This window comes from Acidovorax sp. JG5 (assembly GCF_017939685.1).
Taxonomy (GTDB): Bacteria; Pseudomonadota; Gammaproteobacteria; order Burkholderiales; family Burkholderiaceae_C; genus Acidovorax.
Map to the genome: position 1 here is coordinate 62,996 of NZ_JAGKSE010000003.1, position 13,866 is coordinate 76,861.

11 protein-coding genes are annotated in these 13,866 nt (G+C 65.0%); all 11 read right to left on the reverse strand.

Annotation, left to right across the window (positions count from 1 at the left end; translation table 11 throughout):
- Positions 1–31: 31 nt before the first annotated feature.
- Positions 32–904, reverse strand: a complete 873-nt coding sequence (locus J8G26_RS04405) for a neutral zinc metallopeptidase (RefSeq protein ID WP_210568078.1) — start codon at positions 902–904, stop codon at positions 32–34.
- A 305-nt stretch (positions 905–1,209) separates the two neighbouring features.
- Positions 1,210–3,540 carry an esterase-like activity of phytase family protein gene (locus J8G26_RS04410; protein WP_210568079.1) on the reverse strand — a complete coding sequence of 777 codons (2,331 nt, stop codon included), beginning with the start codon at positions 3,538–3,540 and terminating at the stop codon, positions 1,210–1,212.
- 124 nt (positions 3,541–3,664) lie between these two features.
- Positions 3,665–4,237: a dCTP deaminase gene (gene dcd, locus J8G26_RS04415; protein ID WP_210568080.1), complete on the reverse strand. Its 573-nt coding sequence runs from the start codon at positions 4,235–4,237 to the stop codon at positions 3,665–3,667.
- A gap of 54 nt (positions 4,238–4,291) precedes the next feature.
- On the reverse strand, positions 4,292–5,590 hold the full coding sequence (guaD, locus tag J8G26_RS04420; RefSeq protein WP_210568081.1) for a guanine deaminase: 1,299 nt from the start codon (positions 5,588–5,590) through the stop codon (positions 4,292–4,294).
- Between the two features lie 45 nt (positions 5,591–5,635).
- Entirely contained in the window at positions 5,636–6,736 is a 1,101-nt protein-coding gene (locus tag J8G26_RS04425) for a BMP family ABC transporter substrate-binding protein (RefSeq protein ID WP_210568082.1), read from the reverse strand.
- A 127-nt stretch (positions 6,737–6,863) separates the two neighbouring features.
- Positions 6,864–7,913 carry an adenosine deaminase gene (locus tag J8G26_RS04430; RefSeq protein ID WP_210568083.1) on the reverse strand — a complete coding sequence of 350 codons (1,050 nt, stop codon included), beginning with the start codon at positions 7,911–7,913 and terminating at the stop codon, positions 6,864–6,866.
- Positions 7,913–8,890: an aromatic ring-hydroxylating dioxygenase subunit alpha gene (locus J8G26_RS04435; protein ID WP_210568084.1), complete on the reverse strand. Its 978-nt coding sequence runs from the start codon at positions 8,888–8,890 to the stop codon at positions 7,913–7,915. Before J8G26_RS04435 ends, J8G26_RS04430 begins: the two co-directional genes overlap by 1 nt.
- Positions 8,891–8,958: 68 nt before the next feature.
- Complete coding sequence (locus tag J8G26_RS04440; RefSeq protein WP_210568085.1) at positions 8,959–10,119, reverse strand: BMP family ABC transporter substrate-binding protein; 1,161 nt, start codon at positions 10,117–10,119, stop codon at positions 8,959–8,961.
- A 45-nt stretch (positions 10,120–10,164) separates the two neighbouring features.
- Positions 10,165–11,085 (reverse strand): ABC transporter permease, encoded by a 921-nt coding sequence (locus J8G26_RS04445; RefSeq protein ID WP_087747129.1) that lies wholly within the window; start codon positions 11,083–11,085, stop codon positions 10,165–10,167.
- Between the two features lie 2 nt (positions 11,086–11,087).
- Positions 11,088–12,104 (reverse strand): ABC transporter permease, encoded by a 1,017-nt coding sequence (locus J8G26_RS04450; protein ID WP_246881245.1) that lies wholly within the window; start codon positions 12,102–12,104, stop codon positions 11,088–11,090.
- Between the two features lie 43 nt (positions 12,105–12,147).
- The gene (locus J8G26_RS04455) at positions 12,148–13,773 is read right to left on the reverse strand and encodes an ABC transporter ATP-binding protein (protein WP_246881238.1); all 1,626 of its coding nucleotides are present in this window, start codon (positions 13,771–13,773) and stop codon (positions 12,148–12,150) included.
- Positions 13,774–13,866 lie beyond the last annotated feature (93 nt).

Below are 13,866 nucleotides of genomic sequence, written 5' to 3' on the forward strand. Positions count from 1 at the left end.
CACGGCTGCGCCGCCACGCGACACCCTGAAATCAGAGATTGCGGCTCGAAAATGTGTCACAGCCCTTGACGTTGCCGTTTTGCAGCCCATTGTTGAACCAGCGCTGGCGCTGGGCGCTGCTGCCATGCGTAAAACTTTCTGGCACCACGGCGCCGCCGCTAGAACGCTGCAGGGCATCGTCGCCAATCTTGGCTGCGGCGTTCATGGCTTCTTCGACATCGCCCTGCTCCAGAATCTGGCGCGCATTTTGTGCGTGGTGCGCCCACACACCGGCAAAACAGTCGGCCTGCAATTCGAGCCGCACCGACAAGGCGTTGTATTCGGTCTGGCTCACCCGGCCGCGCATCTGGTCCACCTTGGCGCTGATACCCAGCTGGTTTTGCACATGGTGGCCCACCTCATGGGCAATGACGTAGGCCTGCGCAAAATCGCCCGGCGCCCCCAGGCGGCTCTTGAGCGTTTCGTAAAACCCGAGATCGATGTACACCTTCTGGTCGGCCGGGCAATAAAAGGGCCCCATGGCGGCCTGGCCCGTGCCGCACGCCGTGGGCGTAGCGCCCCGAAACAACACCAGGCGCGGCTCTTGGTAGGTGCCGCCGGCCTGGCGAAAGATGCTTTGCCAGACGTCCTCGGTGTCTGCCAGCACGGTCGCGACAAAGCGCCCCATGGTGTCATCGGCGGGCGGGCGCTGGGCGGGGCCCTGCTGCACCTGCGCCGTGGGCGCACCGCCGCCGCTGAGCAGGCTCAAAATGGTCAGCGGGTTGATACCCAGCGCCCAGCCACCCAGCAAGGCGATGACGATGGTGCCAATGCCAATGCTGCGCCCCCCGAACACGGGCATCCCGCCGCCTCCACTGCGGCGGTCTTCCACGTTGTCCGATTCGCGGTTGCCTTCCCATTTCATGATGCACCTCCTGGCGCGCCCAGCGGTGCGGGCGCAAGTTTGTGCAGTTTACGCGCTACCCTGCAGGTGGTGCCGTTCGTGCCATCGGCGTTGTGCACCGTGCGGCGCGCGATGGCTCTACCGATTGATCTGCCTGCAGCCCAGCAGTGTTCGACGCTTGGCGGCACAATTCAAAGCGGCTACAGCGAAAACGTGGAAAACGTGGAAAACGTGGAGAACGGCAAAAAAGTGAAAGGCGGGAAAGCACCCGCCTGCTGGCGCACAGCGCAGTGCGCGCAGGCGCCCGGCCTGCGCGCTGCCGTGCATCAGTTCAGATTGAGCTTGCCCAGGTTGAGCAGCCAGGTTTCGCCGTTGTTCTCGTCCACGCCGTCGTTGTCGTTGACCAGCAGCGCATCGCCATTGGCCAGCACTGCCAGGCCCTCGATCTTCTCGACCACCAGACCGTTGGTCTTGCGCAGGTCGGGCAGCACGTCGCGCACCAGCGTCTTGCTCAGCGTGGCGCCATTGGCCATGCCGCTCAGGTCGATGCGGTAAAGCTTCTTGACGCGGGCATCGGGGCCGCCCTGGTTGTCACGCTCGATGACCAGGAAGCGGTTGTTGCCCAGCGCCGTGATGTCCGACAGCCCCACCCAGCCCTTGTTGGGCGAAGTAACGGCGTCCAGTGGATAGAACATGAACTGCCAGGTCTTGGCGGCCAGGTCGTACACGCCGATGCGCGGCTGGGTCTCGCCCGCCCACGCGCGCTGGAAGGCCACCACCAACTTGCCGTTGGACTCGGCAATGCCCTCAAAGCCAAAGCGCTGCTGCTTGGCGTTCACGTCGGCAGGCAGCTGGATGATGTCTTCGATCACGCCCGTGGCCGAGAGCTTGAACACCAGGTTGGCCGACAGCACCGGGCGGGCGGCCTCGCCCACCGTGCCGTTGCCTTCGGAGGCAATCCAGAAGCCGCCAGCCGAGGCCAGCGAAATGCCTTCAGGGTCAAGGTTGACGCTGCCGTCGGCGTTCACCAGCGCGGCCAGGTCGGTGGCATCAAAGGCGTTGGCGTCCTTGGCGGCGGGCAGCACGGCGGCCAGAGCGGCAATCTTGCCGTTCGGATCGGTGATGCGGATCTCGCGCTGGAGGCTGGCGGGCTTGGCGCTGGTGTCGATCTCGAAAATCCGGTTGCCGCGGAAGAAGCTGTCATCCACGCCATACACCACGGTGCCGCTGGCCGCAGCCACCAGGCCCGACATGGCAGACCAGGGAATCGGCGTGCCATCGGCACGGTTAACCGACTGGATGGTCGGGTAGGCCGCGGGTGCGCTCTGGTACTGGTAGATGTTGAGTGCCGAGCGCAAGGTGGAGCTGGTGGCGCGGTCATCGTTCTCGCTGGCCGCGATCAGCAGGTTGCGCGAGGGGATGGCCAGCACGCCTTCGGGCGCCAGCGCTGCGGGCAGCACTTGCTTGAACACGGGCTGGTTTTTCTGGCCCATGTCGTATACGGCCAGCACGCTGGAGCGCTCGGATGCGACAAACAGGTAATCGGTGCCATCAAAACGGCCAAAGGCCACGTTCTCGGGCTCGTTGCCCTTGGCGTCCGAGCGCTTGTCGTTGGTGTGGCCGATGCGTGCGACCAAGTGCTCAAGGGTGTTGCCGGCGTCGTAGCCCACCGTGCCATCGCTGTTGAAAATGGTGAAGCCACGGCTGCCGCCGCTCAGATCGCCTTCGTTGGCGGTGGCGAACTGGGTCTTGGAGAACCAGGTCACGCCATCGGGCTCGCGCAGGCGATTGGCCTGGGTTTGCGTGAGGCTGACGATGTTGGGGCGCGGCGCATCGGTCAAATCGACCTGGCTGAGCGTGACTGCGCCGGCGCTGAAATGCTTGGTGACCTTGCCCGTGGGCAGATCGACCAGCGCAATGTGGTTGTTCTCTTGCAGCGTGACCACGGCCACGTTGTCGTCGTTGATGGAAACATACTCAGGCTCGGCATCTTCGGGGAACAGCGTCGCCAGGCCCTTGAGTTCCACAACCCGGGTTTTCCAGGTGGCGGGCGCGCCCACCGAGTCCACGATGGTCAGGTAGCCCGAAGGCGCCTGGGGCGGTGCGCCATTGCCCAGGCTCTCGTCGCGCTCGTTCTCGATGACCACGGCCACATACTTGCCGTCCTTGCTGCGCGCCACCGAATCGGGCTGGCCGCCCAGCTGAATCTCGGTAACCACACTGCGCTTGGCGATGTCCACCACCACCAGCTTGCCCGAGGCGTTGATGAAATTCTGCGAGGTATTCACCGCCACCAGCGCATGAGCGCCCAGCACGGTGACCGAGGTGGGCTCGCCGCCCATGGCCAGGCGACCCAGGGCCTTCGGCGCGGCGGGATCGACGATGTCCACAAAACCGACCTCACCCTTGAGGCTGTTGGTGTAGACCAGGGTCATGCCGTCTTCGCTGGCAGCGACGATTTCTGCCGCCGTGGGCGTGCTGTCTTCGCACGAGGCGCCCACCTGCGAGCACACCGCAAACGTGGCCGTGCGGTTGAAGAACTTGCCTGGATTGCTGACCGAGGGAACCTCCGCCGGGCCGTCGTCGCTACCGCCACACGCTGCCAAAAGCCCGGACAAGGCTACGCTAACCGCCAGTGCAATCGCTGATTTCTTCATGGAACCTCCAGATGGATAAAAGGGTCCAATCTATGAAGCTTCTGTGTCAGTGGTTTGACAGCTCACGCCAATGCGCCTGAGGCTCCCGACACCGCCGTCTGAAGCCACCGCGTGCGGGCGCCGCTCAGGCCTTGGGCAGCGTCACGCCCACCTGGCCCTGGTATTTGCCGCCCCGGTCCTTGTAGGAGACTTCGCAAACATCGTCCTTGTCGCTCTCGAAGAACAGCACCTGGGCGCAGCCCTCGCCCGCATAAATGCGCGCGGGCAGTGGCGTGGTGTTGGAGAACTCCAGCGTCACGTAGCCTTCCCACTCGGGCTCGAAGGGCGTGACATTGACGATGATGCCGCAGCGCGCATAGGTGCTCTTTCCCAGGCAGATGGTGAGCACGTTGCGCGGGATGCGAAAGTATTCCATCGTGCGCGCCAGCGCGAAGCTGTTGGGCGGAATGATGCAGCTGTCGCCGTGAAAATCAACAAAGCTTTTTTCGTCGAAGTTCTTGGGGTCCACCACCGTGCTGTGGATATTGGTGAACACCTTGAATTCGGGCGCACAGCGGATGTCGTAGCCATAACTGCTGGTACCGTAGCTGATGATTTTTCGGCCCTCGACCTCGCGCACCTGGCCGGGCTCGAAGGGCTCGATCATGCTGTGCTCGGCCGCCATGCGGCGGATCCATTTGTCGCTCTTGATGCTCATGGTGGAGGGCTCCTGGCCAATACTACGTTTTTGATAGCTATCAGCGCTTGACCATCAAGCGCAAGAGCCGTATTTTGCTTGAGAAATGACCGTTTTTTCTACCAGCCGGTCGTCGCCCAGCACGATCATGGCGAACAGCAGCTCATCAAGGCTGTCCGCCTGGGCTGTGCGGCGCGCCAGCAGCGGCGTGGCCTGGGGGTTGAGCACCACAAAGTCGGCCTCGCACCCGGGCTGCAGATTGCCCACCACGCCGGCCAGGCCCAGCGCCCTGGCGGCACCGGCCGTGTGCTGCCACCACAGGTGCGCGGGCGACAAGCTCAGGCCGCGCTTGGTCTGCCCCTCCCGGCCCACGTAATACGCCGCCATCATGGTGTGGAACGGGCTGAAGCTGGTGCCACCGCCCACATCGCTCGCCAGTCCGTAGCCCACGCCAACGCGGTCGGCCTCGGCATAGTCGAAAAAACCACTGCCCAGGAACAGATTGCTGGTGGGGCTGATGGCCGCTACCGCCCCGGTGTCGCGCAGCAGGGCCCGGTCTGGTTCGTCCAGGTGGATGCAGTGGGCATACACGGCGCGCTCGCGCAGCAGGCCGAAGTCGGCGTACACCGACAGGTAGCTGCGCGATGCCGGAAACAGCTCACGCGCCCAGCGGATTTCATCGAGGTTCTCGGCCACATGCGACTGAATCCACACGTCGGGGTAGCGCGCCGCCAGTTCCCCGGCGCCGCGCAGCTGCGCGGACGTGCTGGTGGGTGCAAAGCGCGGCGTGATGGCATAGCCCAGGCGGTCCACGCCGTGCCAGCGCTGGATGAGTGCCTCGGTGTCGATCAGGCTCTGCGCGGTGTCGTCGCGCACGCCGTCCGGCGAGTGACGGTCCTGCAGGACTTTGCCGGTGATCAGGCGCATCTGGTGCCGCTGCGCTTCCACGAACAGCGCCTCGGCCGATGCGGGGTGCGAAGTGGCAAACGCCAGCGCCGTGGTCACGCCGTTGCGCAGCAACTCCGCTATGAAAAACTGAGCTACCTGCGCACTGTAGTCGGGCGCTGCAAAGCGTTTTTCATGGGGAAAGGTGTAATTTTCCAGCCAGGGCAGCAGGCCATCGGCCGGCGAGCCGATCACATCGGTCTGCGGGAAGTGGATGTGCATGTCCACAAACCCGGGGGCAATGATGCGGCCCGGCAGGTGCTCGACGGGCCCGCCACCAAAGCGCGGCGCCAGGCCAGACCAGGCCCCCGCGGCCAGCACCCGCTGGCGCCCCTGGGCGTCCGGGCCCACGGCCAGCAAGCCATCGGGGTCATACAGGGCCGTGCCATCGTCGGCAAAGCGCAAAAGGGCGGAGCGAAATACGGGCATGGCTGCTAGCTTAACGGCAGGCAGTGCTGCCGCCTTCGATAGGCATCAGCGGGGCAGCTTGCCCTGCACGCCTTCGGCCAGCCAGTTCATCTGCAAGATCTGCGGGTCGGAAAGCGTTTGCCCGGCGGGGATGACCTCGTGGCCTTCGTTGTCGCGCACAGCGGCCTTGCCAGCGCGAAAGGGGTGCAGCCTGCCCGCCCCCACCGCCTTTTGCGCGGCCAGCACCTCATGCTGCACGGCGGCGGGCACGCGGCGGCCAAAGTCGCCCACGCGGATCATGCCCTCGCGCACGCCGCCCCATACATTGCCGCTTTTCCAGCGGCCGTTTTGCACGGCACGCACGCGCTCGGTGTAGTAGTTGCCCCACTGGTGGGTGATGGCCACGATCTGCGCATCCGGCCCGGTGCGCCGCATGTCCGAGTGGTAGGCCACGGCCATCTTGCCGCGCTCCTGCGCCGCTGCCATCACGGCGGTAGAGCCAGTGTGAAAGGCGATCACATCCACATCCTGGTTGAACAGCGCCATGGCTGCATCGCGCTCCTTGGGCGGGTCGAACCACACGTTGAGCCACACCACCTTGACCATGGCCTGCGGGTTGACCGAGCGCATGCCCAGCGTAAAGGCGTTGATGCCCTGCAGCACCTCGGGGATCGGAAAGCCCGCCACAAAGCCGGCCACGCCGGTCTTACTCATGCGGCCTGCGGCAATGCCCGCCAGGTAACGGCCTTCGTAGTAGCGTGCGTTGGCCGTGGCCACATTGGCCGTGGTCTTGTAGCCGGTAATGGACTCGAACTTCACGCCGGGATAGTCCTGCGCCACCTTGAGCGTGGGCTCCATGTAGCCAAAGCTGGGCGTGAAAATAATCTGGTGACCCGTGGCCGCCAGGTCGCGGATCACGCGTTCGGCATCGGCCCCTTCGGGCACGTTTTCGACAAAAGTGGTTTTCACCTGCGCCCCCAGCGCGGCCTCGACGGCCTTGCGGCCTTCGTCGTGCTGGCGTGTCCAGCCCGCCTCGGTGACCGGCGTGACATAGACAAAGCCGGCCTTGACGGGCTCGGCGGCGCTTCCCTTGGCGGGCGCGGTCTGGGAAAAAACGGGGGAGAAAAAACAAGCGGCCACGAGCGTGGCTGCGAGGTTTTTGTACATGGTGTTCCTCTACATGGTCCCGGAAACAAAAAACAAAAGGCTGCCGGGACAGCAGCCTTTGCGCCGGTATTTTACGCGAGGAGAACTGCCTGGAGCTCCAACCCATGCCCAGGCGCAGGCTGAGAGGCTAGTCGTGCTCGACGAAGCGCTCGAAGGCTTCCTTCAGGCGATGCTCCCACACGCGCTTGTCGGCATGGCTGGCAAAGCTGGCTTCGAAACTGTTGAACGCCAGCTGGTAGGCGTGTCGGACCGTCATGTCCGTGGCGGCAAACACCTGGGTGAAGTTCTCGTTGATGTAACCGCCAAAATAGGCCGGGTCGTCCGAGTTGACCGTGGCGCACAGGCCGGCGTCCAGCAACTGGCGCAGGTTGTGGTTTTTGAGGTCGGGAAACACACACAGTTTCTGGTTTGACAGCGGGCACACCGTGAGCGGGATACGGTCTTGCGCCAGGCGCTGCATCAGGGCCGCGTCGTGCATGGCCTGCACGCCGTGGTCGATGCGTTCGGCCTTGAGCACATCCAGCGCGCTCCAGATGTAGGCGGGCGGTCCCTCTTCCCCCGCGTGGGCCACCAAGTGCAGTCCCAGCGCGCGGCAGCGCGCAAAGACACGGGCGAACTTTTCTGGCGGATGCCCCAGCTCGCTGCTGTCCAGGCCCACGCCCACGATCTTGTCGAGCAGGGGCTGCGCCTGCTCCAGCGTTTCAAACGCCGACTCCTCGCTCAGGTGGCGCAGGAAACACAGGATCAGCGTGGCGCTGATGCCCAGCTCGGTGCGTGCGTCCGTGCAGGCGCGGTGCAAGCCGTTGATCACGGTCTCCATCGCCACTCCGCGTGCGGTGTGGGTCTGCGGGTCGAAAAAAATTTCTGCGTGTGCTACGTTATCCATAGCAGCTCGCGCAAGGTAGGCGCGGGCCATATCGTAAAAATCCTGCTCATGCAGCAAAACGCTGGCACCCGCGTAGTAGATGTCGAGAAAGCTCTGCAGGTTGGTGAAGGCATAGGCCTGCCGCAAATCGTCCACGCTGGCATAGGGCAGCGGCACCCCGTTGCGCTGCGCCAGGGCAAAGATCAGCTCGGGCTCCAGCGAGCCCTCGATGTGGATATGCAGTTCGGCCTTGGGCATGGCGCGCAGCAACTGCTGCAGACGCGCTGCGGCGACAGGGGGCACTTTAAACATCAGCAGACTCCGAAGGTGATGCCGTTTTTCTTCAGCAAACGGCGGTAGGCGGATGATGCCTTGTCGGCCGCGGTGTGCAGCTCGGCGCGCAAGTCCAGCGGCAGGCGTTTGGGCCTTTGCGACTCCAGCACCGGCTGATCCTGCGTGAAGATGGTGTGCTGAAAGGCCTGCAGCTTTTCGTCCGGCGACTCAAAGTCGGCCACCGCCAGCCGAAACCACACCCGGCTGGTTTCTGGCGTCAGCGGGCAGATGAACAAGGCGATGGACTCGCGCCAGCCCTGCACTGCCGTGGTGTGCGCCTCGGGCACCTTGGTCAGCACCGCCGCATAGGGCGCCGTGACTTCATAGGTGTATTCCACCTGCGCAGCGGCCGTGGAATGCAGGTTCGACTGAGGTTGCCAGGCCTTGCAGCCGGTGGCCAGCAGCCCCGTGGCGGTGGACTCGACCCGATAGTCATCGATGGCCGCTGCGTCGCGGCTGCCCAGCCAGCCTTCGTGCACAAAGCCAAAGTGCGACATATCCAGAAAGTTCTCAATGATGCGCGGCGCACTGGCCGCCACGTCATAGGGACCGCAGTTGAGCTTGCGCAGGTGCGCATCTTCTTCGGCGCGAAACTCCGGCAGCGCTGCAGCGCCCTCTGCCAGGCGCACCCACACCAGACCATGCTGCTCGCAGCACTCGAATCGGCGGGCGCAGTGGGTGGGCGGGGGGACGAACGATGGCAGCGCCGGCACATGCTCGCAGTGGCCACTGCCGGCGAACTGCCAGCCGTGGTAGGGGCACTCCAGCCGCCCGTTGACCACGCGGCCGAGCGACAGCCGCGCGCCCCGGTGTGGGCACTGGTCCGCAAAGGCCTGCACGGCGCCGCTGGCGTCGCGCCAGAGCACCAGGGGCCGCTCCAGCAACTGCACGCCAAGCGATTGCGACGCAACCTCCCGCGCATCAGCCACGGGGTGCCAGAGGGTTTCCTCCATCATGGGTCTCTCCCAAAAATCCAGAAAAAAAGGCCGCCCTAAGGCGGCCAGGGTGTCAGCAAGCCGTGAGCTTACTTCTTGTCGCCACCGGGAATCTTGCCTTCCACGCCCTTGACGTAGAAGTTGATGCCACCAAGGAACTTGTCGTCAGCCACCACGTCTTTTTCCAGCACTGGCTTGCCATCCTGGCCCACGATGGGACCTTTCCAGATGGAGTAGCTGCCATCCTTCAGGCCCGCCTTGATGGACTCGACCTTGGCCTTGATGTCGGCCGGCACGTCGTCGGCGATGGAGACGATGTCGATCGTGCCTTCCTTCACGCCCCACCAACTCTGGCCCGTGGCCCAGGTGCCTTCCAGCGCATCCTTGGTGGCCTTGATGTAGTAGGGACCCCAGTTGATCACGGCCGAGGCCAGGTGGGCCTTGGGGCCGTAGGCGGTCATGTCGCTGTCCCAGCCGAAGGCGCGCTTGCCCTTTTCCTGGGCGGTCTTGAGCACCGCGGGCGAGTCGGTGTTCTGGAACAGCACGTCTGCGCCGCCGTTGATCAGCGAGGTGGCGGCTTCGGTTTCCTTCGGTGGGCTGAACCACTCATTCACCCAAACCACCTTGGTCTTGATCTTGGGGTTGACCGACTGCGCACCCAGCGTGAAGCTGTTGATGTTGCGGATCACTTCAGGAATTGGCACCGAACCCACCACGCCCAGGGTGTTGGTCTTGGTCATGGCGCCAGCGATCACGCCTGCCATGTACGCGCCTTCATAGGTGCGGCTGTCGTAGGTGCGCACGTTCTCGGCGGTCTTGTAGCCAGTGGCGTGCTCGAACTTCACGTCCTTGAAGTCGGGGGCGATCTTCTGAATGGACTCCATGTAGCCAAAGGTGGTGCCGAAGATCAGCTTGTTGCCCTGGCCGGCCATGTCACGCAGCACACGCTCGGCATCGGCCGACTCGGGCACGCTTTCGACAAAGCTGGTCACGACCTTGTCACCGAACTCCTTTTCCAGGGCCTTGCGACCGTTGTCGTGCGCGTAAGACCAGCCGCCATCACCCACGGGGCCCACGTAGGCGAATGCGATCTTCAGAGGCTCGGGCTTGGGTGCGGGGGCTTCGGCGGCAGGCGCCGGTGCGGGCGCAGGGGCCGGCTCTTCCTTCTTGCCGCAGCCCACGAGCGCGGCAGCAGCCACGGCGGACAGCGCGGCCACTTTGAGCAGCGAGCGTTTCTGGAGATCAGTCATGTCGTTTCCTTGTAAAAAAAGGGTTGCCAGAATGTAAGCAAATTTTCAGGTGCCAGGATAGAACGGTTTGCCCAGCGATGCCGGCATGTTCACCCGGATCCACGCCGGATTGCGTGAAATCAGCGCCAGCACCACGATGGTGGCCACGTACGGCAGCATGCTCAGCAACTGGCTGGCCACCTGCACGCCGGTGGCCTGCAAATGGAACTGGAGCATGGTCACGCCACCAAACAGATAAGAACCAAGCAATACGCGTGCCGGGCGCCAGGTGGCAAAGGTGGTGAGGGCCAGCGCGATCCAGCCGCGCCCGGCCACCATGCCCTCCACCCACAGCGGGGTGTACACGGTGGAGATGTAGGCGCCCGCCAGGCCGCACAAAGCGCCCCCCGCCATCACGGCCGCCAGCCGGATGCGGCGCACGGGGTAGCCCAGCGCATGGGCCGATTCGGGCGACTCCCCCACCGAGCGCAACACCAGGCCCGCGCGCGAGCGGTACAGGAACCAGATCAGCCCCGCCACCAGCGCCATGGTGAGGTACACCAAGGGATGCTGCTGGAACAGCGCGGGCCCGAGCAGCGGCACATCGCCCAGCACGGGAATCGCGTACTTGGGCAGTTCGGGCAGCTTGGCCTGCACATAGCTGATGCCCGCAAACGCCGAGAACCCCACGCCAAACAGGCTGAGCGCCAAGCCTGTGGCGTATTGGTTGGTGTTGAGCCAGATCACCAACACGCCAAAGATGGCGGCCAGCAATGCCCCTGCCGCCATGCCCGCGGCAAAGCCCAGCCAGGTGTTGCCGGTGTGCACCACGGTGGCAAAGCCCGCGATGGCGGCGCACAGCATCATGCCCTCGGCCCCCAGGTTCACGATGCCGGCCTTTTCGTTGATGAGCAGGCCCAGCGCCGCCAGGGCCAGCACGGTGCCCGCGCTCAGCGTGGCGCCGATCAGCAATGCATACGATTCCATCATCAACGCACCTCCTTGCGGGCACCCACCCACCGCACGCGGTAGGCGATCAGCGTGTCACAGGCCAGCAGCGTGAACAGCAGCAAGCCCTGGAACACGCCGGTGAGCGACTTGGGCAGGCCCAGGCGCGACTGCGCCAGCTCGCCGCCGATATAGAACATGCTCATGAGAATGGCCGAAAACACCATGCCCACCGGGTGCAGCCGCCCCACAAAGGCCACGATGATGGCCGCAAAGCCGTAGCCCGCGGGCACATAGGGCGTGAGCTGGCCAATGGGGCCCGCCACCTCCAGCGCGCCCGCCAGGCCCGCTGCGCCGCCCGAAATGAGCAACGCCGTCCACAGCGCGCGCCGTGACGAAAACCCGGCATAGCGCGCCGCCGCCGGCGCCAGCCCGCCCACCTGCTGGGCAAAGCCCGCACGCGTGCGAAACAAAAACACCCACAGCGCGCCCGCGGCCGCCAGCGCCAGCAACAGGCCAATGCTCACGCGCGAGCCCTGCATGAGGCGCGGAATCTGCGTGACCTTCTCGAAGGTCTTGGTTTGCGGAAAGTTATAGCCCATGGGGTCTTTCCAGGGCCCATAAACCAGGTAGCCCAGCACCAGCGTGGCCACGTACACCAGCATCAGGCTGACCAGGATTTCATTGGCATTGAACTTGTCGCGCAGCAGCGCCGTGAGCCCCGCCCAGGCCATGCCGCCCAGCACGCCGGCCAGCAAGATGGCGGGCACGATCCAGGGGCCCGTGCTCTTGTCGGCCAGCAGCGCCACGCCACCGGCCACCACGGCACCGATGACAAACTGACCCTCGGCGCCGATGTTCCAGACGTTGGAGCGAAAGCACACCGCCAGCCCCAGCGCAATCAGCAGCAGCGGCGTGGCCTTGACCATGAGCTCGCCCAGCGCGTAGGACGAGCGTACCGGCTCCCAGAAGAACACCTGCAGGCCGCGCACTGGGTCCTTGCCCAGCGCGGCAAACAGCGCAATGCCGATCAGCACCGTGACGGCCAGGGCCAGCAGCGGCGAGCCATAGCTCCACCAGCGCGATGCCTGCGGGCGCGGTTCAAGTCAGAACATGCTGCGCCCCCTGGTTCAGTTGGGCAAGCTGCTCGCGGTTGCGGGCCAGATGCGCCTGCACGTCGGCATGCCACAGGCCGCTCATCCATTCGCCAATGCGCTCCACGGTCGCGTCGGCGCGCGGCACCGAAGGCGAGAGCTGCCCCTTGGCCACCACATGCAGGCGGTCACAGATTTCAAACAATTCGTCCAGCTCCTCGCTCACGACCAGCACGGCACAGCCGGCGTCGCGCAGCGCCAAAATCTCGCCGCGAATCTGCGCGGCTGCACCCACGTCCACGCCCCAGGTGGGCTGCGAGACGATGAGCAACGCAGGGTTGGCGTCGATCTCGCGCCCCACGATGAACTTTTGCAGATTGCCCCCCGACAGCGACCGGGCCGCCGCGTGGGGGCCGCCCGCCTTCACATTGAAGCGCTCGATGATGGCCTGGGCGTGCTTTTGCAGCGCCCCCAGCTGGATCCAGCCACTGCCCGCGACCGCGTTGGTGCGCGTAAGCAGCAGGTTGTGCGCCAGCCCCATGGTGGGCACAGCGCCACGGCCCAGGCGCTCCTCGGGCACAAAGTGCAGGCCCAGGGCGCGGCGCTGGCCCGGCCCCATGCGCCCGGCGTGCTGGCCCGCCACCTGGATGCTGGCGGGCTCGGCACGCTGGTCTTCGCCCGACAGCGCATACAAGAGCTCTTTTTGCCCATTGCCCGACACCCCGGCAATGCCCACCACCTCGCCCGCCTTCACCTCGAATTGAACATCGATCAAGTCCACGCCAAACTGGTCGGCGCGCGGCAGCGACAGGCCCTGCACGCGCAGCACGGTGGCGCCGGTCTGCACGGCGCGGTGCGTGAGCGCGGGCGGCTCGGCGCCAATCATCAGGCGCGACAGGGATGCATTCGACTCTTCGGCCGGGTTGCACACCCCCGTCACCTTGCCACCGCGCAGCACGGTGCAGGCGGTGCACAGCGCACGGATTTCGTGCAACTTGTGGCTGATGTAAAGAATGCTGCAGCCCTCGCTGGCCAGCTTGCGCAGCACCACGAACAGCATTTCGACCGCCTGCGGGGTGAGCACCGAGGTGGGCTCATCCAGGATGAGCAGCTTGGGCTGGGTGAGCAGCGCACGGATGATTTCCACGCGCTGCATTTCGCCCACGGAAAGGGTGTGCACCGGGCGCACCGGGTCGATGCCCAGGCCGTACTCGGCCGCCGTGGCGGTGATGCGCTGCGTGACCTCGGACAGCGTGATGCGCTTGTCCAGCCCCAGCCACACGTTCTCGGCCACCGTGAGGGTGTCGAACAGGCTGAAATGCTGGAACACCATGGCGATGCCCAAAGCGCGGGCCTCTTGCGGGTTGCGCACCTGCACGGCCTGGCCGTTGAAGTGCACGCTGCCCTCGTCGGGCTTGACCGAGCCGTAAATGATCTTCATCAGCGTGGACTTGCCCGCGCCGTTTTCGCCCAGCACGGCATGGATCTCGCCGGGCTGCACCGTCAGCGAAACCGCACTGTTGGCCACCACGGCCGGGTAGCGCTTGGTGATGCCCACCAGCTGCAGCCGGGGCGGCACTGCGCCGGACATGCCCGGAGTGCCCGGCGGGCGGGAGATGGGGGTGGAGCTCATGCAGGCGATTGTCTCTCAGTTTTCATGAACGGCAATTGGATTCAAATCAGGGCTTTGCGCTTGTTCCATATGCGCCAGCAGCTATCTTTTTAG